Consider the following 22,594-nt stretch of genomic DNA (forward strand, 5'->3'; position numbering starts at 1 on the left):
CGCGCCATGCGCATCTCGTTCCGGCAGACTTCTGCCGTCCTTTCCGCGGCATCCGTGCTACTCGTTTCCGGTTGTTCGTCGGCCGGCGACTCCCCCGCCACCGGGGAGACCGCCGCCTCGGATTCCTCCAGCTATCCGATGACCCTGGAGAACTGCGGGCACACGGTCACCGTGGACGCGCCGCCGCAACGTGCGGTCTCCATGAATCAGGGCTCCACCGAGATCCTGCTCTCCCTCGGTCTGGCGGACCGGATGGTTGGCACCGCCACCTGGACCGACCCCGTCCGCGACAACCTGGCCGCCGACAATGCGAAGGTTCCGCGACTCGCCGACAACAAACCGTCCCTCGAGGTGGTCCTCGACACCGAACCCGATTTCGTGTCGGCGTCGTTCGGCGGCACCCTCGGGCCGGGCGGTGTGGCCGATCGCGACCAGTTCGACCAACTCGGTGTCCCCAGCTACCTGTCGCCGACCGACTGCGAAGGCAAGACGGACGAGAGCGTCAACGCCGACGGGGCGCGCACCGAACCGCTGCGCATCGACACGGTCTACGAGGAGATCCGCGAACTCGCCGCCATCTTCGACGTCCGCGACCGCGGCGAGGCGTTCGTCGCAAAATTGCAGCAGCGGTTCGACGCCGCCTCGCGTGAGGTCGAGGCCTCCGGGGTGTCGCTGGCGTACTGGTTCGCCGACACCAAGACCCCGTACATGGCGGGCTGCTGCGGATCCTCGGGCATCATCACCAACTCCGTGGGCGCCCAGAACATCTTCTCCGACACCACCAACGAGTGGCCGCAAGTCAGCTGGGAGAGCGTGCTCGACCGCGACCCGACCGCCCTCGTCCTCGCGGACCTCAGTCGCCGCAGCATCGACGGCGACGCCCTCGACAGCAAGATCGCGTTCCTCGAGTCGAACCCGGTGACGCAGCGACTCACCGCAGTCCGGAACAAGCGGTACATCGTCGTCAACGGCGCCGACCTCAATCCGTCGATCCGTACCGTCGACGGCGTGGAGAAGACGGCGGCCGCACTGAAGCAGTGGGGACCGGCGAACTGACGTTGGCGGCAACACGGTTCGACTCCAGGTCGCTGCTCGCCGCGCTCCTCCTCGGCGGTGTGGTGGTGCTCGCGGCGTCGATCGCGGTCGTCATCACCCTCGGTCCGGCGAGCCTGTCGGTGGGCGACGTGTACGCGGTGGTCCTCGAGCACTTCGGTCTGGGCAGTTCGGGGGTGAGCCGGATCAAGGACGGCATCGTGTGGGAACTGCGCCTGCCGCGGACCCTCCTCGCGGCGGTGTGCGGCGCGGGCCTGGCATTGTGCGGGACGATCATGCAGTCGCTGCTGCGCAACCCGCTCGCCGACCCGTTCGTGCTCGGCATCTCGTCGGGCGCGTCCACCGGGGCGGTGCTCGTCGTCGTCCTCGGTCTCGGCGCCGGGGCGGTGTCGTTGTCTGCGGGCGCCTTCGCCGGGGCGGTGCTCTCGTTCACCCTGGTGATACTGCTGGCGACCGGTGCCGGCGGCGGCACATCCCGGGTGGTGCTCGCCGGGGTGGCCGGCACGCAACTCTTCTCCGCGTTGACGTCGTTCATCGTGATCTCGTCCGCCGACGCCGAGCAGACCCGCGGGGTGCTGTTCTGGCTGCTCGGTTCGCTGTCCGGGGCCGACTGGGCCGACGTGGCGCTCTGCGGGGCCGTCACCGCGATCGGGATCGGTGTCTGCCTCCTCACGTCCTCGGCACTGGACGCGTTCACGTTCGGGAACACCGCGGCCGCCTCACTGGGAGTGTCCGTGCGGTGGATCCGCCTCCTGCTGCTCACTGTGACCGCGCTGGTCACGGCGGCGCTCGTCAGCGCGGCGGGCGCGATCGGGTTCGTGGGACTGGTCCTGCCGCACGCCGCCCGATTCCTCGTCGGCCCCCGGCACAGCCGGTTGCTGCCCACCACCGCGGTGGTCGGCGCCATCTTCATGGTGTGGGTCGACGCGATCGCCCGCACAGTCTTCGCGCCCCAGGAAGTTCCGGTCGGTGTCGTCACCGCCCTGATCGGCGTCCCGGCGTTCGCCGTCATCCTCTTCCGCATGAGGACCAGCCCATGACCCTGCGCACAAAGAACGTCGGCTGGAGCCGCGGCGGACATCTCGTGCTCGACGGGGTGTCCCTCGACCCGGCAGCAGGTGAGACCATCGGGCTTCTCGGCCCCAACGGGTCGGGCAAGTCCTCGCTCCTGCGACTGCTCAGCGGGATCGCCGAGCCCGACACCGGCAGGGTCCTCCTCGACGACACCGACATCAGGACCCTCCGGCGACGGCAGATCGCCCGCCGGGTGGCGATGGTCGATCAGCATTCCGACACCGAGGTCGACATCACCGCCGGCGACATCGTGCGGCTCGGGCGCATCCCGCACCGCGGCGTATTCAGCGGCGACGAGACCGCCGACGCCGTTGCTGTCGAGCGCGCACTCGAGCACACCGGCATGACATCGAAAGCACATCGTCCGTGGCACACCCTGTCCGGCGGTGAACGGCAGCGCGCCCAGATCGCGCGGGCCCTCGCGCAGGAACCGGACGAACTACTACTCGACGAACCGACAAACCACCTCGACATCCGCCATCAGCTCGACATCCTGTCCCTGGTCGCCGAACTGCCCCTCACCAGCTACATCGCCCTGCACGACCTCAACCTCGCCGCGATGTTCTGCGATCGCGTGGTGGTGCTGGAGGCCGGCCGCATCGTCGCCGCCGGCCGTCCCGCCGACGTGATCACCGAGGCCCTCGTCGAACAGGTGTACCGGGTGCGGGCGGGGGTCACCATAGATCCTGTCACCGGCCACCCCACCGTCACGTACCGTCCGGTGCGCTCCACGCCCGTGAGTACTTATTAACCGCGGGCGGTTAATAAGTACTCACGGGCGCAGCATGAGGATGCGGTCGTCGCCCTCCGCCGGATCGCCGCGACCGTCGCGGTTGCTGGTGCTGAACCAGACGGCACCGTCGGGTGTCGCGACGACGGTACGCAGTCGCCCGTACTCGCCTTCGAACAGCGACTGCGGTTCGCCGAGTGAGCCGTCTCCGGCCACCGGGATCCGCCACAGCCGTTCGCCGCGCAGCGCCGCGACCCACAGCGCACCGTCCTGGAACGCGAGCCCGGACGGGGACGCCTCGCCGGTGGACCATTGGACCACCGGGTCGACGAAGCCCGCCTCGTCCGACTGCCCCTCGACTTCCGGCCATCCGTAGTTGCCGCCGGGTTCGATCAGGTTCACCTCGTCCCAGGTGTTCGCCCCGAACTCGGTGGCCCACAGCCGGCCCGCGTCGTCCCACGCGAGGCCCTGCACGTTGCGGTGGCCGAGCGACCACACGGGTGATCCGGGGGTGGGATTGTCGGCCGGGATGGACCCGTCGGGGTTGATCCGCAGGATCTTGCCGCCGAGCGAGGACGGGTCCTGGGCGCGTGGCCGGTCGCCGGCTTCACCGGTGGCGACGTACAGCTTGTCGTCCGGGCCGAACGCGATCCGGCCGCCGTCGTGGATCGATCCGGCGGGGATCCCCGCCAGGATCGGGGCCGGCTCGCCGAGGCTGCGACCGTCGAAACGCAGGGCGACCACCCGGTTGTCGTCGTTCGTGGTGAGGTACGCATAGATCGTCTGGTCCGTTGCGTAGGCCGGTGAGACGGCCAGCCCCAGCAGCCCCGATTCACCCTGCGCCGCCACACCGGGCACCTCACCGATCACGGTCGTGTCCCCGTTCGCCTGCCGGTGCCGGATCGCGCCGCTGTCCCGTTCCGCGATCAGCGCCGTCCCGTCCGGCAGGAGCGCGATCCCCCACGGCACGTCGAGGTCGGCGGCGATCACCGTGGGCTCGGTGTCTGCCGGTGCGGCGACCGCGGTGGTCGTCGACGGCTGCGCGGAACTCCCCTCGGACTGGCATGCCGCCGCGCACGTGACGACCACCAGCAACGCCGCAGCCGAGAAAAGTCGCCGTCCCATGGGTGTCCTCCCGTCGCACGACCGCACCCTGTCCATCCTCCCCCAGGTGAGTGGCAAAGTATCCTCGACCACGCATCGCCACTCACATGAGGAGGTGACGGCGGGTGATCCTTCCGCAGAAGGTCGCGCAGGGGGTGGCGGACGGCACCGTCACGGTCGCCTTCCGCCGCTGGGCCGCACCTCGGGTGCTCGAGGGCTCGGAATTCCACACGGTCTCGGGAATGGTCCGGATCAGCTCGGTCACGACTGTCGACCCGGACGGAATCACCGAGGACGACGCCCGCCGCGCCGGTGCCGCCTCCGTCGCCGAGGCGCTGGCCGCGCTGCGCGGCGCCCCCGGACAGCCGGTGTATCGCATCGGACTCGAGTGGGTCGGCGAGGACCCCCGCGTCGTGCTGAGCAGCGACGACGACCTCGCGGACGACACGATCGCGGAGATCGGGCAGAGTCTGGAGCGCCTGGACACGCGGAGCAGTCACGGCCCGTGGACGCGCACGATTCTGCAGCTCGTCGCCGACAACCCGGGCCGCCGCGCACCCGATCTCGCGGAGAGCCTCGGCCGTGAGACGCAACCGTTCAAGCGGGACGTCCGGAAGCTGAAGAACCTGGGGTTGACGCACAGCCTCGACGTCGGGTACCGGATCTCGCCGCGCGGCGCCGCCTACCTCGCGGCAACCGCGCCCGACGACGCCTGATCGGTCATTCGCCGCGCTTACACTGTGCTCCATGGCCACTGCGGGCGATCTGAACCTCGAGCGGTATTTCGAACGGATCGGGTACGACGGCGACCGATCCGCGACCACCGCGACACTGAACCAGCTTGCCGCACATCACGCCCGGTCGATCCCGTTCGAGAACCTCGACCCGTTCCTCGGCACACCGAATCGGCTCGATCTGCCCTCGCTTCAACACAAATTGGTCGAATCACGAAGAGGCGGTTACTGCTTCGAACAGAATCTCCTGCTGCGGGCGGTCCTGCTCGAAATCGGATTCGACGTCACGCCGCTCGCCGCGCGGGTTCTGTGGGGATCTCCGATCGATGCGGTTACTCCGCGCTCGCACATGCTGTTGCTCGTCGACGTCGCAGGCGAGCGACGGCTCATCGACGTCGGGTTCGGCGGCATGACCCTCAACACCACGTTGCGCCTCGAACTGGGCACCGTGCAGGACACTCCGCTGGAACCGTTCCGGCTGGTCGACGTCGACGGCGATTACGCGATGCAGGCGCTCGTCGGCGACGAGTGGCGGACCGTCTACCGGTTCGATCTCACCAGGCAGTTCCCCGTCGACTACGAGGCGCCCAACTGGTACCTGTCGACCTGGCCCGGATCGCATTTCGTGACCGGACTGATGGCGGCGCGGGCCACGGAGGACCGCCGCTACGCCCTGGCCGGTACGCGACTGACGGTGCACCACCTCGGCGGTGCATCCGAGAGGCGCGAACTGGCGTCCGTCGACGAACTCCGGGACAGCCTCGAGACCGATTTCCTCATCGACACGAGCGGACTGCCGTCACTGGGTGCGGCGTTCGGCCGGCTCCGGCACACCTAGTCGCCCGGTACCATGACGGCGTGTGTGAAACAGGTGGCTGCTGAGGTGGCCGAGCAGCCCGCGTCGGGGGAACGGTATTTCCTCGAGTCCCTGGACCGCGGCCTGAGCGTTCTCGAATGCTTCGACGAGCAGCACCGGGAACGCACACTGAGTGAGGTGGCGCAGGCTGTCGGGATCACCCGGTCCACGGCGCGCCGGATTCTGCTCACCCTGGTGGACAAGGGTTTCCTGCGTCTCGACGGACGCAACTTCTCGCTCACACCCCGGGTGCTGCGGTTCGGCTTCTCGTACCTCGCCGCGCTGCGACTGCCGCAGGTCGCCGACCCGCACATCGAGGCTCTCGCGAAGGAACTGGGCGAGACCATCTCCGTCACCATCCTCGACGGTCCCGACGTGGTGTACGTGGCGCGGGTCCGCTCGCCGAGGATCATTCGCATCTCCATCACGGTGGGCATGCGGTTCCCCGCGTACGCGACATCGACGGGACGGGTTCTGCTGGCGGGACTTTCGGCCGACGCGCTCGACGACTACCTGAAGACCACCGAATTCCAGTCCTTCACCCAGCACACGATCTCCGACGCCGAACAATTGCGCGCCGAGGTCCGGAAGGTTGCCGCGGACGGCTGGTCGATGTCGGAGAACGAGCTCGAGATCGGCATCCGCGGCGCGGCCGTTCCCATCCGGGATCGGACGGGCGCCGTGGTCGCCGCCCTCAACTCGTCGCTGCAGGGCACCCAGTACACGCGGGACGACGTCGCTGTGTCGGTGGTGCCGAAGCTTGTCGCGACCGCGGAGCGGATCGGTTCCGACCTGTCCCTCGGCTGACCGCCTACGCGGCGCGTCCGCTCTGTTTAGCCCCACTGCCGGGCCACACCAACTGCGGCAGCAATATTCAGTGCGCGTTCTCGAGCTTGGCTCGAGTGACGGCATCCGACGTGTCGGCACTCGAATCGGGCTGCAGTCGCCAGGCGATGAGCGCGCTGACGATGCAACCACCGGCGAGGTACACGGCCACGAGGTGCCAGGACCCGCCGCTGGCGGTGACCAGGGCCGCCGCGATGAACGGGGTGAAGCCGCCGCCGATCGCGCTGGCCACCTGGTACCCGACGCCCGCGCCGCTGTACCGGTACTCGGCCCCGAACATCTCGGTGAACAGCGGCTGCTGGACGCTGACGACCATGTCGTGGGAGATGTTGACGAGGAGCACGGCGAGGATGACGGTGCCGATCATCGACCCGTTCTCGAGGAAGACGAAGAACGGGAACGCGCACACCGCGCCGATCAGTGCGCCGAGGATGTAGACGCGTCGCCGGCCGTGCTTGTCGGACAGCCACGCGAACAGCGGGATGGTGCCGATTCCCACCGCACCGACGAGCAGGCCGACGTTGAGCATGAAGTTGCGCTCCATCCCCAGTTCCTGAGTGGAGTAGCTCAGCGCGAACGTGGTCACGATGTACATGGAGAACAGTTCGGCGAACCGCAGACCGATGATCTGGAGGAATGCCTTCGGGTGGTTGCGCAGTGCCTCGACGAGCGGAATCCGCTTCTTGTCCTGCGCGGTCTGCTCCTCCTCGATCTTCTCGACCTTCTCGACGAATTCGGGGCTCTCCTGGACTCCGGCGCGGATCCACAGACCGATACCGACCAGGACGACGCTGGCGACGAACGGAACCCGCCAACCCCACTGGCTGAATGCGTCCTCGGTGGTCAGGTTGCTCATGAGCATGACGAATCCGGTGGCGAGGATGAGCCCCACCGAGTAGCCGACCTGCACTCCGCTGCTGTAGAACGCCTTCTTCTTCGGCGGCGCGCTCTCGACGGCCATCAGCGCGGCCCCACCCCACTCGCCGCCGACGGCGAAGCCCTGGATGGCGCGCAGTGTGACGAGCAGGACCGGTGCCCACCAGCCGATCGACCCGAACGACGGCAGCAGTCCGATCAGGGCCGTGCTCGTGCCCATGATCAGCACGGTGAGGATCAGCATCCGCTTGCGTCCGATGCGGTCGCCGTAGTGGCCGAACACCACGCCGCCGAGCGGCCGGAACAGGAATCCGACGCCGAACGTCGCGAACGCGGCGAGCGTGCCGATCGCCGGGCTGACGTTCGGGAAGAACTCCGAGTTGAAGACCAGAGCCGCGACCAACCCGTAGAGCAGGAAGTCGTACCAGTCGATGACCGCGCCGACGAAACTGCTCAGCGCTGCTCGTCGCGCCTGCTTCTCGGCTGCCGGGGTGAAGGCGTGATCGCTCATTCCGATGTCCCGTCCTACGTTGGTGCCGGACACGCTCTGTTCGCATACCGAACGCGTGTCCGCTGGTTGAATAATGTGACGGTAGCCATAGCGTTTCCGCGTTGTCAAGGCAGACAGTCGAGACCGTGCAGATGCGTGGTACTGCCGTTTCGTCTATCCCGGCCGCGCGAATTTCACCGAATCGGCGGTACCCCGGCCCCCTCGGCTCGTACACACTTTCCGGATCAGCGACGCACATCACACCCGGAGTAGCGCCGAAGGGATTTCTCCATGTCTGGAACCACCGATCCGCAGCTTCAGCACACGCTGAAGAAGCGGCACCTCTCGATGATCGCTATCGCGGGGGTGATCGGCGCAGGCCTCTTCGTGGGCTCCGGGGTCGCGATCCGCGAGACGGGCCCCGGCGTTCTCGTGGCATACGCACTCGCAGGCATCGTCGTCATCCTGGTGATGCGCATGCTCGGCGAAATGTCGACCGCCAACCCCGAGACGGGATCGTTCTCGGCGTACGCCGACCGCGCGATCGGCCGCTGGGCCGGCTTCAGCATCGGCTGGCTCTACGCCTGGTTCTGGATCATCGTCCTCGGCATCGAGGCGACGGCCGGTGCCGTCATCATGAACCGCTGGATCCCCGACGTCCCGCAGTGGAGTTGGGCACTGATCCTGATGGTGCTGCTCACGCTGACGAACATCGCGTCCGTGAAGTCGTTCGGCGAGTTCGAGTTCTGGTTCGCATCGATCAAGGTCGCAGCGATCGTCATCTTCCTGGTGCTGGGTGTCCTCGCGATCTGCGGAGCCCTGCCCGGCGTCGAAGCACCCGGACTCACCAACCTCACCGGTCACGGCGGGTTCTTCCCCAACGGGGCAGGTGCCGTATTCGCGGCAGTGCTCGTCGTCGTGTTCTCGTTCTTCGGCGCCGAGATCGCGACCATCGCCGCCGGCGAATCCGCGAACCCCGTGGCCGCCGTGCGCAACGCCGTGCGCTCGGTCGTGTGGCGGATCCTCATCTTCTACATCGGCTCCATCGCCGTCGTCGTGACGCTGCTCCCCTGGGACGACGCCTCCGTCGCGCTGAGCCCGTATGTCGCCGTCATGGACTCCTTCGGCATTCCCGCGGCCGGCAACATCATGGACGTCGTCGTGCTCACGTCCGTGCTGTCCTGCCTGAACTCCGGCCTGTACACGGCGAGCCGGATGATCTTCTCGCTCTCCCGCCGCGGCGACGCCCCGGCCTCGTTGTCGAAGATCGGATCGTCCGGCGTTCCACGCCAGGCCGTGCTCGTCTCGACGGTCGTGGGATTCCTGACCGTCGGCCTCAACTACCTGTACCCGGACACCGTGTTCCTGTTCCTCGTCAACTCCTCGGGCGCGATCGCCCTGTTCGTGTGGCTGGCGATCTCGGTGTCGCAGCTGCGCATGCGGCGCAGCCTCGAGGCGGAGGGCAAGGACCTGTCGCTGAAGATGTGGCTGTTCCCGTACCTGACGTGGTGCACCATCGCCGCCATCATCGCGCTCTGCGTCGGCATGCTCGTGCTGCCGGAGACCAGGAGCCAGATGTACGTCTCGATGGGACTCGCCGTGGTCGTGGTCGGAATCGGGATCTACCGTCAGCGCACGCGAGGGGCCGTCGACGAGACGCCGGACCCCTCGACCTCCGGCGAAGAGGTCGACGCCCTCCGCCCCTGAGCTCGGACCCCACGCCGTGCTGTTCGCATATCGAACAGTAGTGCGCTCTCGGAACTCGGCGTACAGTCCCGCCGAGGAAAGGCCGGACCCACCGGCCCGAGGAAGGACCGAAGCTCATGAGGTGGGCGATTCTGGGCGCGAGCAACATCGCTGCCACACGCGTGATCCCCGCGTTGCGCGAGTGCGGGCAGACCGCGGCAGTCGTGCTCAGCGGCGACGCGGCACGCGCGGAGGACTACCGGCGGACCCACGACATCGAGGCCGCCACCGGTGACCTGCACGACGCGGTGGACGGAGACGTCCAGGCGGCCTACATCTCCTCGACCAACGACAAGCACTTCGACCACGCCATGGCCGCGATCGACGCGGGTCTGCACGTGCTGTGCGAGAAGCCGCTCTCCTTCGACGTCACGCAGGCGCAGAAGATGGTCGACGCGGCCGCGGCAGCGGGGGTGGTCTTCGCGACCAACCATCATCTCCGCAATCACCCCGTTCACCGTGCGGCGCGAAAGATGCTGGCGGAGGGCGCGATCGGCGACATCCTGTCGGTGCGCGTCAGCAACGCGATTCTGCTGCGCCAGGCCCTGCGCGGGTGGCGTCTCGACGGGGTCGGCGGCGGAGTCGTCCTCGACCTCGCGGTGCACGACCTCGACACGCTCCGCTTCGTCACCGGAATGGAACCGACCACGGTGACGGCGGTGGGGGTGTGCCAGGGACTCAGCGAGGGTCCGGCGGACGCCGTGATGACGAGCGGCGTCCTCGGCAGTTCCACCCTGTTCTCCCTCCACGACGCGTACACGGTCCCGGGCGCCGTGACCGGTTTCGAGATCCACGGAACCACGGGCACTCTCGTCGCAGGCGACTGCATGCGCCCGGATCCCACCGGAACGCTGCGGATCGTTGCGGACGGTCAGGACACGACCGTCCCGCTCGAGCCCGTCGACAATCTGTACGCACCGGGGATCCGGGCGTTCGTCGACGCCGTCAATGGAGACGGTACGCCCGTGGCGACCGGACACGACGGACTGCGGTCGGTGACCGCCGCACTGGCCGTCCTGCAGTCGATCGACGAGGGCCGGACGGTGTGCCTCTGAGGAGAGGCCGCTACATGATCAGCCCGCTGGGGCGACGCCGCAGCGGGGACTGTTCCTGCGCGGGCATCGAATTCGGCGGGACAGGGTAGGGTGCACCGGCGTTCAGCGTCCCCGCGGCCACGTTCGGCCCGCACTGCGCGATCGCCGCCTGCAGGCGTGGCCCGGGGTCGGTCATCGCGGGAACGCCGGCGTTAGGTGCGGACGAGAAGTCGAACGCGGACGTCATGTCGCCGACGGCGCCGCGGCGCCAGTCGGTGAGATTGGGGACGGGCACGCCGAACCGCTTCTCCAGCAGCCGGAGCTGCGACGTGTGGTCGAACGTGTCGGACGCGACGAGGCCGCCGCGACTGTACGGCGAGACGATCAGCGACGGCACCCGGAAACCGAGGCCGATCGGACCCGGATTGTTCTCGCTCTCCGACACCGTGTTCAGCGGAACCGTCAGATATTCGCCCGGGGTGCCCGGCGGCGGTGTGGGCGGGGTGACGTGGTCGAAGAAGCCGCCGTTCTCGTCGTAACTGATGATCAGCGCCGTCTTCTCCCAGATCGCCGGGTTCGACGTGAGGATGTCGAGTACCTCGACGATCCCGACCGCGCCCGCGGCCGGGGGCAGCGCCGGATGCTCACAGGTGAAGATGTTGGGCACGATCCAGGACACCGCGGGCAGGGTGCCGTTCGCGACATCGGCCCGGAAGTCGTTGGGGTACGTCGGATCGAGACCGCGGCGAGCGAGTTCCGAGTTCGGGTCGCTGTACTGCGTGAAGCAGCCGAGCATCCCGTCGAGCGCGACACTCGACACGGGGCCGAGGTCCTTGTTGGCGTACACCTTCCAGCTGACGCCGGCCTCCTGCAGGTTCTCCGGATAGGTGCGCCACGAGTAGACGAACTTGGGGATCACCGTCGGCGTCTCGACCAGCGGCCCGCCGGCCAGCCCGTCCGGGTCGATCGTGCCCGTCATCCAGTACAGCCGGTTCGGGTCCGTCGGTCCGAGAACCGAGCAGAAGTAGTGATCGCAGATCGTGAAGGCGTCGGCGAGGTCGTAGTGCACCGGGATGTCGGCTCGCGTGTAGTAGCCCATCGTCGCGGGGCCGTTGAGCGGCCCCTCGTGCGCGATGTGCACCGGCATCCACCGGTCCATCGCGCCGCCGTTCCACGCGTCGTGCTGCGGACCCCACGAATGGGTGGGGTCGTTGATGCATTCGCCGTCGAGGTGCGTGCCCTGCGTGGTGTCGAGCCGGAACGGGTTGAGGAACCCGGTCGGGGTGGGCCCGGCACCCGGCGTCCAACCGTACTGCTGCCACGCCGGTGACGGGTCGTCGAAGCCGCGCACCCCCGACAGCGTGCCGTAGTAGTGGTCGAACGAGCGGTTCTCCTGCATGAGGTAGACGAAGTGCTCGATGTCGTTCAGCGACCCGCTACCGCCCGGGTCCTGTGCGTAGGCGCGGTCGATCACCGGGCCCGCCCACGAGCTGAGGAAGGCGGCGCCGCCGGCCGCTGCGGCGGAGGCGAGGAACTTGCGTCGTGAGATGTCCGATGCCGGGGTCACGGATCGTGACGGTAGTCGCTGCGGACTCCGCCCGCCCGGCGAATGCGGAGGTTGCTCTACTGCGGGCCGAAAGGCACGTCACCTTCCAACGTGATGCGGTGCATGACGCGGTGCTGGGTTCCGTAGTCGCGGTTGGCGTAGTGCGCGGTGCTGCGGTTGTCCCACAGCACGAGGTCGCCGAGACGCCAGCGGTGCCGCACGATGTGCTCGGGTTTGGTCAGGTGCGCATACAGGAAGTCGAGGATTCCGCGGCTCTCCGCCTCGGACACTCCGGCGATGTGGGACGTGAAGCCCGGGTTCACGAAGATGCCCTTGCGTCCCGTCTCCGGGTGAACCCGGACGACGGGATGCTCGACGGGCACGAGCGCGGTGACTTCCTCACCGTCCCAGACGTTTCCCTTGCCGCCCCGCTTCTGCGCGAGGTAGTACCCGAACTCGCGGTTGCCGTCGTGCACCGCGGTCAGCTGATCGATCATCTGTCGGATCGGCAGCGACAGCGACTCGTACGCCAGTTGGCTGTCGGCCCAGTTGGTGTCGCCGCCGTGCGGTGGGAGGACGACGGGGCGGAGGATCGACCCCAGCGGCGGTCGCTTCATGAACGTCACGTCGGTGTGCCACACGTCGGCGAAACCGTTGTCCTGGCTGTCGAGTGCGTACACCTCCTGCGCGACGTCGCCGCTGTCGTGGACGGGGTGCCCGGCGGTCAGCCGGCCGAGACGGCGACCGAACTCGATGTGGCTCGTGTCGTCGAGTGACTGACCCCGCAGGACCAGCACCTTGTGTTCGGTCAACGCCGAACGGATCGCGGCCACCTCGTCGTCGGTGGCGGACGCGAGGTCCAGGCCGATGATCTCGGCGCCGAAGTGGGGGCCGAACTTGTCGAGCGTCAGCGACGCCGTTCTGGTTTCGAATGCAGTGCTCATGGTGTCTTTCCGCGAAGGTGATCGAGCCTGGAGACGGGCGCACCGGCCCGGACCTGCGAACGCGGAGAATGCGTGAGGAATGACCGGATGCCGGAGGCTACCGAGGAGTGGACAGCACGCGGTACGCGCGCCGGACCATCAGCAACAACAGATGTTGGCGCACGTACGGCACAGGTCGACGGTGAGGCGTCGCACCAGGTGAGTCGTATGCACGAAGCAATTCCTACCGGATGGGAGGGAAATGAGCAAGCTCGGGGCAATCGGCGGCGATCAGCTCCAGCGCGCCTGACCACCGTCGAGCGGGATGGTGGCACCCGACAGGTAACCGGCGTCGGCGCCCACGAGGAAGACGACGGCACGCCCGATGTCCTGCTCGCAATCACCGATCCGGCCGAGCGGGATCGACTTCACGAACTCGGCGGCCTCCTCGGGGTTGTTCTCCGTCCACCATTTCAGACCTGGGGACAGTGCATGCGGCGCAATCGCGTTGACGCGGATTCCGTCGGGTCCCCATTCGCTGGCCGCGGTCCGGGTGAGCGAGCGCATCGCCTCCTTGGTGGCCGCGTAGAGCCCGTATCCGCTGGTGTCCCACCGCACCGCCGAGGAACTGACGAGGTTGATGATCGAGCCGCCGCCGCGCGCCTTCAGGTGCGGGTAGCACAGCTGCATGAGGAACAGGGTCGCCACCGGGCCGACGGCCATGGCACGGTCCAATAGTTTCGGAGTGATGTCGAGGAGCGGTCCGAGCGCGCTCGCGTTGGCATTGTTGACGAGGATGTCGATGCCGCCGAACCGGTCCACGACCCGGTCGACCATCGGGCCCAGCTGATCGCGTTTGCTGACGTCGCAGACGATCGGCTCGGCGTCGCCGCCGAAGTCGGCGATGGCGGTGCACGTGTCGACGAGTTTCGCCTCCGTTCGCCCGACCACCGCGATCCGGGCGCCCTCCTTGGCCAGTGCGAACGCCATACCGGCGCCGACGCCCTGACCGGCGCCGGTGATCAGTGCGACCTTGCCGTCCAACGTTCCCATCACGAGTCTCCTTTGCCGGGTTCCGTGTCCGCTGCCCACCGGTTGGACGTGAGCCGGAAGCTGGGAATGTCGGACAGCGACATCACCGCCTCGTAGGTGCGCTCGTATCCGGTGTGGGCGATCCGCCATCGGCCGTCCGGTCCGCGGACGTAGCGGTCGGAGTAGAACGCCGCCCCGCGCAGCACCATGCCGTGTTCCGGGATCAGCACGGTGTCGGACAGGTACCAGCGTCCGGTCGCCGTGTCGCCGTCGACGTCGATCTCCGGGTGACCGCAGTGGTGTTCGGTGATGGTCTGCGGCCCCAGATTCGACTTCATGAAGTCGACCAGCGCGTCCCGCGACTCGAACGCGAGATGCTCACCGTAGTTCGCGGTCGCGTCGGGAAGGAGCGTGTCGGCGAACTCGTCCCAGCATTTCGTGTCCAGGGCCCGCAGATACGCGTATTTGAGCCTGCTGATCGCGGCGACGGCCTCGAGATCCACGGAATTCACCCTTCGTCCGCCCCCGAAACTGACACCTGTTCTACCACGGATCGCCAGGCGTGGGGGCGGACTCGGGGATTACCGGCCGACGCTGCCCGAGGCGGTCATCGGCTGACGCTGCCCGCGTCGACCGGCAGGGCGACGGACGTGATGTACCGCGCCTCGTCCGAGGCCAGGAACAGTGCGGCGTTGGCCACGTCGACCGGCTCGATCCACGGAATCGGCAGCATGTTCATCGTCACGGCGGCCGCCGCGAACTCTTCCCGGGTGGGGTGCTCGAGGTCGGGCCGGAACGCCCGCCGCACCATGTCGTTCTGGATCATGTCCGTGTCCACGTTCGTGGGATGCACGCTGTTGACCCGCACCCGGTGCGGCGCGAGTTCGTTGGCCAGCGACCGCATCAGACCCACCACCCCGTGCTTGGCCGCGGTGTAGTGGGCGACGCCGACGAGCCCGCGCAGACCGGCGATGGAGCTCGTCAGGACCATCGCCCCGCCGCCCCGCTCGATCAGGTGCGGGGCCGCCGCCCTGCACGTCTGCCACACCCCCGTCAGATTGACGTCGAGCATCGTCTGCCATGCCTCGGAGTCGAGGTCCAGCGCGGCACCCGAGGATGTGATGCCTGCCGTGGCGCACACGAAGTCCAGGCCGCCCAGCTCGCCGGCCGCCGCGGTGACCGCCTCGGCGAGCGGCGTTCCGTCACGCACGTCCACCTGCGCGGTCACGATCCGGCGGCCGGTGTCCCGGACCAGTTTCGCGGTCTCCTCGAGATCCTCCGGGCTCGCCGGTGGCGTCACCACCGTGCCGACCGGGCCGCACAAGTCGACGGCGACGACGTCCGCACCCTCCTGTGCGAACCGCAACGCCTGCGCCCGGCCGATCCCGCGTGCGGCACCGGTGACCAGGACGACTCTTCCGTTCACTCGACCTGTCATCTCTACACCTTCTGGGTCAGTCCGGCGTCGACCACGAGTTGTGTGCCGGTGATGTATCGCGATTCGTCCGAGGCCAGGAACAGCAGCGCATTGCTGACGTCCCGCGAGTCCAGCCACGGAACGGGCAGCACGTGGTTCGCCGCGAGGACGGGGACGACGTCGTCCGGGGTCGGATTCTCGAGGTCCGGCCGCAGCCGTGCCATCGTCTCCGGGTTCAGGGTCATGCGGGTGCCGACGGCACCGGGATGCAGCACGTTCACCCGGATGAACTGCGGTCCGAGTTCGTTGGCGAGGGTCCGGGCCAGCCCGACCACAGCGGTCTTGGACGCCGAATAGTGGGCGGCCCCGGCCACCGCCTTGATGCCTGCGGTCGAACTGACGATCACGACGGAACCGCCGCCGTCCCGCATCGCCGGCACCGCGGCCTTCGCCGTGTTCCAGACGCCGGTGAGGTTGACATCGAGCGATCGGTGCCAGACCGCGTCGTCGATCGTCCACGCCGGGCCGGGGTTGTCGCAGACACCCGCGTTCGCGACGACGACGTCGAGAGGGCCCAGTTCCGCGACTCCGGCATCGACGGCCGCCCGCAACGCGGACGGGTCGCGCACATCGGCGTGGGCGGTGACCGCCCGCCGGCCGAGTCCGCCGACCAGCCTTCCGGTTTCGGCGAGATCCGCCTCGGCCGACGGCAGATCGACGACGACGACATCGGCGCCCTCCTCCGCGAGCCGGACCGCGTGACTGCGTCCCATGCCGTTCCCGGCACCGGTGATGAAGGCGACCTTGCCTGCCATCCGTGACATCGGTTGTCCCCTCTAATCCAGGCGGCCGGGAGTCGGGTAACTGCGCAGGGAGAGCCCCACCCGCCCGTCCTCCACCGCATCGTCGATCGATCCGCGGAGCGCACCGCAGGTGGGGACGAACATCGAGTGCTCCCCCTCCTGCGCGCGCCGGGCGAACTCCGGGCAGGTCTGCTCGGCGTCGCCCAGCCACTGCACGCTCGTGTGCGCCTCGCTGTATTTCTCCACGAGCACCGCGTTACCGCAGCGCCGGCATTCGACGGGAAGCACTCAGCTCACCGCCCCGGTCACATTGCGGGGCCCCGCCCCGGCCGCATGCCGAGCGCCGACCCAGCCGAACACCATCGCGGGACCGATCGTCGCGCCCGCACCGGCATAGTCGTTGCCCATCACGGACGCGGACGTGTTGCCGGTGGCGTAGAGCCCGGGGATCGGTTCGCCGCTGCTGCGGCACACCTGGCTGTGTTCGTTGCACACGAGCCCGCCCTTGGTGCCGAGGTCGCCGGCTTCCATCCGCACCGCGTAGTACGGGGCCCTGTCGACCTCGTCCATGGTCGGGTTGGGCAGTCGCGGGTCGCCGTAGTACCGGTCGTAGGCGCTGTCGCCGCGACCGAAGTCGGCGTCGACTCCCGCCCGAGCGAAACCGTTGAACCGGGTGATCTCCGCGGACAGCGAGTCCGCGGGAACGCCCATCTTCTGCGCGAGTTCGCCGAGGGATGCGGCTCGCTGCATCAGCCCCGTCTCGAACCATTCCGCGGGGAACTTCTGCCCGGGCATCACACCACCGAACTGGTAGCGGCTCTTGGCCTTCGAGTCGAACACGAACCACACGGGGTCGTGGCCACCGGCGATCTGGTCGTGGACGAACGACACGTACGGGGACGCCTCGTTGGTGAACCTCTTGCCGTGCTGGTCGACGATCAGCGACGGCGGGATCGAGCGCTCCGACACGAGGACGTGCATGACGCCGTCCGGCCGCCGGAACGACGGCATCCACCAGGCGTCGTCCATCAGATCGACGGCGGCGCCGACCTGCTCCCCCGCGACGATTCCGTCTCCGGTGTTGTCGGGTGAGCCGGCGCTGTAGTTGTCCTTGCCGCCTTCCCGGAGGTACTGCTTCCGCATCTCCTCGCTCTGCTCGAATCCGCCGGTGGCCATCATGACGCCGCGGCGGGCGCGGATACGCAGTTCCCGTCCCCCGGACTCGACGACCGCGCCCGTGACAGCTCCTGATTCGTCCGTGATCAGACCCTTCAGCGGGGAGTTCAGCCACAGCGGAACCCCCGCCTCCTGGAGCGTGAGCCGCAGCCGGCCGACGAGGGCCTGCCCCAGGGTCTCCATCCGCCTGCGCCGCAGCATCGCCACGACCGACCGCCAGCCGACACCGAGCGCGGTCCTGCGTCCGGCCCAGGTGCGGAAGACCATGTTGAGGTGGCGGAACTCGGTGGACGTCATGTACAGCCCACCCGGCATCGCGAGCGAGTTCGGCCGCTGCAGGTCGCCGTCGGCGCCGAGCTGGTTCATGTCGAACGGCAACGGCTCGACCGTCCGCCCCTTCGGCCGTCCGCCCACGTTCTCGGGGTGGTAGTCGGAATAGTCCTCGCACCAAGAGAACCGGAGATGCGGGCAGTTCTGTTCGAAGAACCGCATCATGGCCGGCCCCTGCTCGATGTACGCGTCGAGGCGCTCGGCCGGCACGCTGTCGCCGACGATCGAGTCCAGGTACTTACGGACGTCGCCGGGGTCGTCGGCGCGGCCTTCACGGACGAGGATCGGCGAGTTGGGAATCCACAGGGCTCCACCCGACAGTGCCGTCGAACCGCCGTACACCCCGGACTTTTCGACGACGAGGGTGTCGAGTCCTCGCTCGGCCCCGGCGAGGGCGGCGGTCATTCCACCGGCACCGCTGCCGATCACCAGGAGATCTACCTCCCGGTCCCAGTTCTGCTCGTCTACGCTCATCGTGCACACCTTCCGAAGTGGTCTCGATCACACCCTGCCGGTGTCAATTACTTTTTCCCACAGCCCTTCCCGCGGAGCGGGAGACAGCGGCACCGCCGCCGAGCGGGAGAAAGCGCGGCTACGTGGCCGCGGTGAAGATGCCGAGCCCACCGCGGTACACCAGGAGCGGCGGCGCATCCCTGAGCACGTCCAGGCCGGTGACGCGCGCGACGACGATGGTGTGGTCACCGGCGTCGTGCTCGATTTCGACGGTGGCCTGCACCCTGGCCAGCACGCCGTCGAGTGCCGGGGCACCGTTGCGGGCGTGCGACCACCCGACGTCGGCGAACTTGTCGGCGCCGCTGGTCGCGAACGTCCCGCACACGTCGCGCTGGTCGTGGGCGAGGACGTTGACGCAGATGTGTTCGCTCGCCCGCAGCCGCGGCCAGCTGGTCGACGTCCGTGCGGGGCTGAACGACACGTACGGCGGGTCCAGCGACAGCGACACGAAGGACTGGCACGTGAAGCCGTGGGGGCTCTCGCCGTCGTGTGCGGTGATCACCGTGACGCCGGTGCAGAAGTGCCCGAGCACCGACTTGAGTTCGGCGGGGTCGATGCGTCGTGCCACCGGCGGCACGGGTTCTTCGGTTCGGGTCATCGTGTCTCCTCGGATCGACGGGTTGCGTTCAGCCTGGCCGCGGCGCCTTCCGGCGGGGAATGCCTCGTCCCGCCCAGCGGCAGGGTTTCGCGCTGTCCGGCAACCGGCGCGCGGTTGATAGGCTCGGGAAATGCCATCGTCCGACCCCACACAGAGTTCCGGGTTCGCCGGCCTCCGATCGACGAGCTGGCCGGTACTCGGCATCCTGTCGTTCGGCGAAGAGCTGTCCGGCTACGACCTGAAGAAGTGGGCGTCGTACAGTGTGCGTTTCTTCTACTGGAGCCCGTCGTTCAGTCAGGTGTACTCGGAGCTGAAGAAGCTCGAGGACCTGGGATACGTGACGTCGCGGACCGTCGTGGACGACGAGGCCCGGGTGAAACCCAAGCGGCTGTACAAGATCACGGACGCGGGTATGGACGTCATGCGCAGGTGGGCGCGGGAGGCGCCGATCGATCCGCCCGTCCTCAAGCACGGGGTGATGCTGCGCATGTGGCTCGGTCACCTCACCGAGCCGGAGCAGCTCAAAGAAGCACTCGAGGAGCACATCTCGTACGTGGAGGGGATGAGCAGGCAGGCCGCACTCGACGCCCGCGATTCGGACGTCGAACCCACGTGGGCGTTCGCGCACATGGTCAACAAGTGGTCCGAGCGGTACTACGCGGCCGAGAGCGAGCTCGCGAAGCAGATGCTCGCCGACATCGACGAGGCAGTCGAACGGATGCACGGCGAAGGGACGCCGGAACATCCCGGCGTGCCGAAACCGACCGCATCACACTCGATCCGGCGCTCCCGGGCAGCGCAGCAGGAGTACCAGGCCGCGATGAAGGCGGCCCGGGACGCGAACGACGAGGCGGAGCGCGAAGACTAGTCGGACGGGGTGTGCGCCGGTTCCGCCATCAGAGTCCGGAGCTGAGGCCACAGTTCTCCCCGCGCGGTCTGCGCCGCGACCATCGCGTCGATCGTCAAGAATCCGTGGAACATTCCCTCGACCCGCCGGCACTGGACGGGGACACCGGCGTCGGCGAGTGCCGCGGCGTACTTCTCCCCCTCGTACCGGAGGGGGTCGCGTTCGGCGGTGATCACGATCGCGGGTGGGAGCCCGCCGAGGTCCTCGGCCCGTACCGGGGCGGCATAGGCGGGCACGGCCTCGCGGTGCGTAGGCAGGTACTGATCCCAATACCATTGCATCGCAGAGCGGGTGAGGAAGTGATCTTCCGCGAACTGCTCGTAGGACTCGGTGTCGAAGACCGGTTCGATGACGGGGTAGACGAGTAGCTGTCCGGCGACGGCGGGGGCCTCCCTGTCCCGGGCCATCAGCGCCGCGACCGCCGCGAGGTTGCCCCCGCTGCTGTCGCCTGCGACGAGAAGACGGTCCGGATCGCCGCCGAACTCGCGGGCGTGCTGCGCGACCCAGCACGTCGCCGCGTAGGCGTCGTCTGCTGCGGCGGGCCACTGCGATTCCGGGGCGAGTCGGTAGTCGACGGAGACGACGACGGCGCCGATCCCGTTGCACATCGCGCGGCAGAAGCCGTCGTGGCTGTCGAGGTCGCAGATCACGAACCCGCCGCCGTGGAAGAAGACGACGACGGGCAGGGGCTCTGCGGGGTGCCCCGCCGGCGAATAGATCCGCACGGCAACCGGTCCGGCCCCACCGGGGATCTCGAGGTCGCGCACACTACCGACCGGCTCGGGGTCGGCGACGGCCTTGCGTCCCGCCTTGGTTGCCGCTCGCGCCTGGGCGCCCGTCATGGTCTCCACCCGGGGAAAGTTCTCGTTCAGTCCCCGGAGGATGGTCTCGGCCTGCTCGTCGAGCGGCATTCGTGCTCCTTCGTCCCGCCTCAGGCGGAGTATCGGTCGGCGCGTCCGGCGGCCGGCGTCGCGGTCGACATGTAGTTACGCCAGGTGCCCTTGGCGGACATGCGAATCGGCGCGGTCAGGCGGTGATCGAGCTTGATCTGGCTGCTGGGGCCGCACACGGAAATGGCCGCGACCACGTTGTCCTCGGTGCCCACCGGCACGGCGACACAGCTGACGCCGACGAGATCCTCTTCCCGGTCGTAGGCCGCTCCGCGTTCGCGGGTCTTCTGCAACTCGGCGCGGAACGCGGCGGGTGAGTCGATGCTGAATCGTGTGCTGCGCGGCAGACCCGCTTCGACGACGCGGTCGACCACGGACTCGGGCGAGTGGGCCAGCAGTACCTTGCCGACACTCGTACAGTGCGCGGGCTGGCGGCCGCCGACGCGGGACGGCAGTCCGACTCCGAACCGTCCGGCGATCTTCTCCAGGTAGACGACGTCGATCCCCTCGAGCACCGCGAGGTGCACGGCGTGCCCGGTGAGGCGGTGGAGTTCGTGCAGGAAGGGCAGGGCGGCCCGGTGCAGGCGGTCCTGGTGCACGGCCAGCGACCCGAGTTCGAACAGCCGCATGCCGAGTTCGTAGTCCCGGCCCTCCCGGCGGAGCCACCGCAGCTGGACGAGACGTTCGAGCATCCGGTGCGCGGAGGAGCGCGGAAGCCCCGTGCGGCGCACGATCTGCGCGAGCGTGAGCCTGCCCGGGCCGTCGAAGGCGTCGAGGAGAAGGGCGGCGCGATCGAGGCCGGCGGTGGGGGTGGGGCTGAGTGTCGTCGTCATGGGGACCTCCGTAGCGGCGCTGCTCGGTGCGGCGACGCGGTGTGTGACTGGCGACACTTACTATAAATAGGCATATACCTATTTGCAATAGTGCTGGATGACGGGCCCCGAACAGCCCAAAGGCCCGGCGCACGCATCGAGCAGATACGCACACCGGGCCCGGACACCCCTTTACATGGCCGCCAGCGGCTCGCTTCCGGACCAGTCGTGGCCCCAGTAGCTGTCGGCGGTGATCTCCTCCGCGGAGTAGTACTTCTCCTCCACCTTCATGCCCTCGGTGCCGAACTCGATGTCCCAGCCGCCGGGGGCCCGCACGTAGAACGACACCATCTTGTCGTTGGTGTGACGGCCGAGGGTCGAGGAGACGGAGAATCCGTCCTTCACGACGCGGTCGAGCGCCTGCCCGACGGCGTCGATCGTGTCGACCTCCACCATGATGTGCACCAGACCCGGCGCGCCGCCGTGCGGTGCGGGGCACAGCGCCAGGCTGTGGTGACGCTCGTTGACGCCCAGGAAGCGCACCCGCATCGGGCCGAACTCCGGCGGCGCCGGGATGCGGAAGGCGCCGCGGGGCAGGAAACCGAGCACCTCGGTGTAGAAGTCGAACGCACCACTGAAATCCATCACCGGTAGCACCACATGGCCGAGACCCTGCGGCCCCGTGACGAACTTCGCGCCGAACGGGGTCACCACCGGGCTGTGGTCGAGTACCGCGCCGTGGAAGATCTCGATGGTCGCGCCGGTCGGGTCCTGGAACGTGACGACCTCTTCGACGCGGCGGGCGTCGGCCTCTTCCACCGACAGCGGTTTGACGGCGATCCCGGCACCCTCGACCGCTTCCTGGACGCGGACCAGGCCTGCGTGATCGCGAACCTCCCACCCGATGGTGACGACCTCGTCCGTCTCGCCCGGCACGATCACGATGCGGGCCGCGCGCTCGTCCATGCGGAGGTACAGGGCGTCCTCGTCCGGGCCCGAACCCTCGGCGAATCCGAGCACGTCGAACGCGAACGTGCGCCACCGCTCCAGGTCGTTGGTCTGGATCTTGACGTAGCCAAGCCCCTTGATGTCTGTCATGTTTTG

At 68.3% G+C, this 22,594-nt stretch carries 23 protein-coding genes; 9 read left to right on the forward strand and 14 right to left on the reverse strand.

The features are described from left to right. Positions 1-6 precede the first annotated feature (6 nt). The 3 genes from DTA22_RS15970 to DTA22_RS15980 are packed head-to-tail and all read left to right on the forward strand — an operon-like array spanning position 7 to position 2,878. Positions 7-1,056 carry an ABC transporter substrate-binding protein gene (locus tag DTA22_RS15970; protein ID WP_112300058.1) on the forward strand — a complete coding sequence of 350 codons (1,050 nt, stop codon included), beginning with the start codon at positions 7-9 and terminating at the stop codon, positions 1,054-1,056. Next, positions 1,038-2,093 (forward strand): FecCD family ABC transporter permease, encoded by a 1,056-nt coding sequence (locus DTA22_RS15975; RefSeq protein ID WP_409372709.1) that lies wholly within the window; start codon positions 1,038-1,040, stop codon positions 2,091-2,093. The genes DTA22_RS15970 and DTA22_RS15975 overlap by 19 nt, the downstream gene beginning before the upstream one ends. After that, positions 2,090-2,878: an ABC transporter ATP-binding protein gene (locus tag DTA22_RS15980; protein WP_112300059.1), complete on the forward strand. Its 789-nt coding sequence runs from the start codon at positions 2,090-2,092 to the stop codon at positions 2,876-2,878. Before DTA22_RS15975 ends, DTA22_RS15980 begins: the two co-directional genes overlap by 4 nt. A 21-nt stretch (positions 2,879-2,899) precedes the next feature. On the opposite strand, the gene DTA22_RS15985 is transcribed toward DTA22_RS15980, so the two are convergent. Continuing rightward, positions 2,900-3,982, reverse strand: coding sequence for a PQQ-dependent sugar dehydrogenase (locus DTA22_RS15985; protein ID WP_112300060.1), 1,083 nt, complete (start codon positions 3,980-3,982; stop codon positions 2,900-2,902). Positions 3,983-4,086: 104 nt separating this feature from the next. On the opposite strand from DTA22_RS15985, the gene DTA22_RS15990 reads away from it, so the two are divergent. The 3 genes from DTA22_RS15990 to DTA22_RS16000 are packed head-to-tail and all read left to right on the forward strand — an operon-like array spanning position 4,087 to position 6,358. After that, on the forward strand, positions 4,087-4,677 hold the full coding sequence (locus DTA22_RS15990; RefSeq protein ID WP_112300061.1) for a hypothetical protein: 591 nt from the start codon (positions 4,087-4,089) through the stop codon (positions 4,675-4,677). A gap of 31 nt (positions 4,678-4,708) precedes the next feature. After that, entirely contained in the window at positions 4,709-5,533 is an 825-nt protein-coding gene (locus DTA22_RS15995; protein ID WP_112300062.1) for an arylamine N-acetyltransferase family protein, read from the forward strand. A gap of 45 nt (positions 5,534-5,578) precedes the next feature. Then, a complete protein-coding gene (locus DTA22_RS16000) occupies positions 5,579-6,358 on the forward strand; it encodes an IclR family transcriptional regulator domain-containing protein (RefSeq protein ID WP_112300063.1) in 780 nt (259 codons plus the stop codon). Positions 6,359-6,425: 67 nt separating this feature from the next. On the opposite strand, the gene shiA is transcribed toward DTA22_RS16000, so the two are convergent. Continuing rightward, on the reverse strand, positions 6,426-7,784 hold the full coding sequence (gene shiA / locus DTA22_RS16005; RefSeq protein WP_112300374.1) for a shikimate transporter: 1,359 nt from the start codon (positions 7,782-7,784) through the stop codon (positions 6,426-6,428). A gap of 270 nt (positions 7,785-8,054) precedes the next feature. On the opposite strand from shiA, the gene DTA22_RS16010 reads away from it, so the two are divergent. Both DTA22_RS16010 and DTA22_RS16015 read left to right on the forward strand, forming a co-directional pair. Continuing rightward, complete coding sequence (locus DTA22_RS16010) at positions 8,055-9,470, forward strand: amino acid permease (protein WP_037225908.1); 1,416 nt, start codon at positions 8,055-8,057, stop codon at positions 9,468-9,470. 116 nt (positions 9,471-9,586) lie between these two features. Then, positions 9,587-10,564 carry a Gfo/Idh/MocA family protein gene (locus DTA22_RS16015; protein WP_112300064.1) on the forward strand — a complete coding sequence of 326 codons (978 nt, stop codon included), beginning with the start codon at positions 9,587-9,589 and terminating at the stop codon, positions 10,562-10,564. Between the two features lie 10 nt (positions 10,565-10,574). On the opposite strand, the gene DTA22_RS16020 is transcribed toward DTA22_RS16015, so the two are convergent. The 9 genes from DTA22_RS16020 to DTA22_RS16060 form a co-directional block, all read right to left on the reverse strand. Beyond that, positions 10,575-12,110 (reverse strand): phospholipase C, encoded by a 1,536-nt coding sequence (locus DTA22_RS16020; protein ID WP_112300065.1) that lies wholly within the window; start codon positions 12,108-12,110, stop codon positions 10,575-10,577. A gap of 56 nt (positions 12,111-12,166) precedes the next feature. Next, positions 12,167-13,033 (reverse strand): TauD/TfdA dioxygenase family protein, encoded by an 867-nt coding sequence (locus DTA22_RS16025; protein WP_112300066.1) that lies wholly within the window; start codon positions 13,031-13,033, stop codon positions 12,167-12,169. Positions 13,034-13,303: 270 nt separating this feature from the next. Continuing rightward, the gene (locus DTA22_RS16030; protein ID WP_037225914.1) at positions 13,304-14,065 is read right to left on the reverse strand and encodes an SDR family NAD(P)-dependent oxidoreductase; all 762 of its coding nucleotides are present in this window, start codon (positions 14,063-14,065) and stop codon (positions 13,304-13,306) included. Further along, the gene (locus DTA22_RS16035) at positions 14,065-14,547 is read right to left on the reverse strand and encodes a nuclear transport factor 2 family protein (RefSeq protein WP_037225917.1); all 483 of its coding nucleotides are present in this window, start codon (positions 14,545-14,547) and stop codon (positions 14,065-14,067) included. Before DTA22_RS16035 ends, DTA22_RS16030 begins: the two co-directional genes overlap by 1 nt. Positions 14,548-14,651: 104 nt before the next feature. Continuing rightward, a complete protein-coding gene (locus tag DTA22_RS16040; RefSeq protein WP_112300067.1) occupies positions 14,652-15,482 on the reverse strand; it encodes a mycofactocin-coupled SDR family oxidoreductase in 831 nt (276 codons plus the stop codon). A 2-nt stretch (positions 15,483-15,484) separates the two neighbouring features. After that, positions 15,485-16,285: a mycofactocin-coupled SDR family oxidoreductase gene (locus DTA22_RS16045; protein ID WP_112300068.1), complete on the reverse strand. Its 801-nt coding sequence runs from the start codon at positions 16,283-16,285 to the stop codon at positions 15,485-15,487. A 12-nt stretch (positions 16,286-16,297) separates the two neighbouring features. Next, positions 16,298-16,552, reverse strand: coding sequence for a hypothetical protein (locus DTA22_RS16050; protein ID WP_005258959.1), 255 nt, complete (start codon positions 16,550-16,552; stop codon positions 16,298-16,300). Next, the gene (locus tag DTA22_RS16055) at positions 16,553-18,244 is read right to left on the reverse strand and encodes an FAD-binding protein (RefSeq protein ID WP_112300069.1); all 1,692 of its coding nucleotides are present in this window, start codon (positions 18,242-18,244) and stop codon (positions 16,553-16,555) included. 118 nt (positions 18,245-18,362) lie between these two features. After that, complete coding sequence (locus DTA22_RS16060; protein WP_112300070.1) at positions 18,363-18,881, reverse strand: flavin reductase family protein; 519 nt, start codon at positions 18,879-18,881, stop codon at positions 18,363-18,365. Between the two features lie 130 nt (positions 18,882-19,011). Between DTA22_RS16060 and DTA22_RS16065 the strand changes: the two genes are divergently transcribed. Next, entirely contained in the window at positions 19,012-19,749 is a 738-nt protein-coding gene (locus DTA22_RS16065; protein WP_037225928.1) for a PadR family transcriptional regulator, read from the forward strand. On the opposite strand, the gene DTA22_RS16070 is transcribed toward DTA22_RS16065, so the two are convergent. The 3 genes from DTA22_RS16070 to bphC form a co-directional block, all read right to left on the reverse strand. After that, on the reverse strand, positions 19,746-20,699 hold the full coding sequence (locus DTA22_RS16070) for an alpha/beta hydrolase (RefSeq protein WP_112300071.1): 954 nt from the start codon (positions 20,697-20,699) through the stop codon (positions 19,746-19,748). The genes DTA22_RS16065 and DTA22_RS16070 overlap by 4 nt on opposite strands. Positions 20,700-20,719: 20 nt before the next feature. Further along, the gene (locus DTA22_RS16075; RefSeq protein WP_007297613.1) at positions 20,720-21,511 is read right to left on the reverse strand and encodes an IclR family transcriptional regulator; all 792 of its coding nucleotides are present in this window, start codon (positions 21,509-21,511) and stop codon (positions 20,720-20,722) included. A gap of 171 nt (positions 21,512-21,682) precedes the next feature. After that, the gene (gene bphC, locus DTA22_RS16080; protein WP_112300072.1) at positions 21,683-22,588 is read right to left on the reverse strand and encodes a biphenyl-2,3-diol 1,2-dioxygenase; all 906 of its coding nucleotides are present in this window, start codon (positions 22,586-22,588) and stop codon (positions 21,683-21,685) included. Between the last annotated feature and the right edge of the window lie 6 nt (positions 22,589-22,594).

Source organism: Rhodococcus wratislaviensis, from assembly GCF_900455735.1.
GTDB lineage: Bacteria > Actinomycetota > Actinomycetes > Mycobacteriales > Mycobacteriaceae > Rhodococcus_F > Rhodococcus_F wratislaviensis.

Coding starts and splice junctions, on each gene's coding strand:
- DTA22_RS16070 (WP_112300071.1), bottom strand. CDS start 20,699: ATGCCGCTCGACGAGCAGGCCGAGACCATCCTCCGGGGACTGAACGAG.
- DTA22_RS15980 (WP_112300059.1), top strand. CDS start 2,090: ATGACCCTGCGCACAAAGAACGTCGGCTGGAGCCGCGGCGGACATCTC.
- bphC (WP_112300072.1), bottom strand. CDS start 22,588: ATGACAGACATCAAGGGGCTTGGCTACGTCAAGATCCAGACCAACGAC.
- DTA22_RS16025 (WP_112300066.1), bottom strand. CDS start 13,033: ATGAGCACTGCATTCGAAACCAGAACGGCGTCGCTGACGCTCGACAAG.
- shiA (WP_112300374.1), bottom strand. CDS start 7,784: ATGAGCGATCACGCCTTCACCCCGGCAGCCGAGAAGCAGGCGCGACGA.
- DTA22_RS16015 (WP_112300064.1), top strand. CDS start 9,587: ATGAGGTGGGCGATTCTGGGCGCGAGCAACATCGCTGCCACACGCGTG.
- DTA22_RS15970 (WP_112300058.1), top strand. CDS start 7: ATGCGCATCTCGTTCCGGCAGACTTCTGCCGTCCTTTCCGCGGCATCC.
- DTA22_RS16065 (WP_037225928.1), top strand. CDS start 19,012: ATGCCATCGTCCGACCCCACACAGAGTTCCGGGTTCGCCGGCCTCCGA.
- DTA22_RS16045 (WP_112300068.1), bottom strand. CDS start 16,285: ATGTCACGGATGGCAGGCAAGGTCGCCTTCATCACCGGTGCCGGGAAC.
- DTA22_RS16075 (WP_007297613.1), bottom strand. CDS start 21,511: ATGACGACGACACTCAGCCCCACCCCCACCGCCGGCCTCGATCGCGCC.
- DTA22_RS16055 (WP_112300069.1), bottom strand. CDS start 18,244: ATGAGCGTAGACGAGCAGAACTGGGACCGGGAGGTAGATCTCCTGGTG.
- DTA22_RS16040 (WP_112300067.1), bottom strand. CDS start 15,482: ATGACAGGTCGAGTGAACGGAAGAGTCGTCCTGGTCACCGGTGCCGCA.
- DTA22_RS16030 (WP_037225914.1), bottom strand. CDS start 14,065: ATGGGAACGTTGGACGGCAAGGTCGCACTGATCACCGGCGCCGGTCAG.
- DTA22_RS15995 (WP_112300062.1), top strand. CDS start 4,709: ATGGCCACTGCGGGCGATCTGAACCTCGAGCGGTATTTCGAACGGATC.
- DTA22_RS16060 (WP_112300070.1), bottom strand. CDS start 18,881: ATGACCCGAACCGAAGAACCCGTGCCGCCGGTGGCACGACGCATCGAC.
- DTA22_RS15985 (WP_112300060.1), bottom strand. CDS start 3,982: ATGGGACGGCGACTTTTCTCGGCTGCGGCGTTGCTGGTGGTCGTCACG.
- DTA22_RS16010 (WP_037225908.1), top strand. CDS start 8,055: ATGTCTGGAACCACCGATCCGCAGCTTCAGCACACGCTGAAGAAGCGG.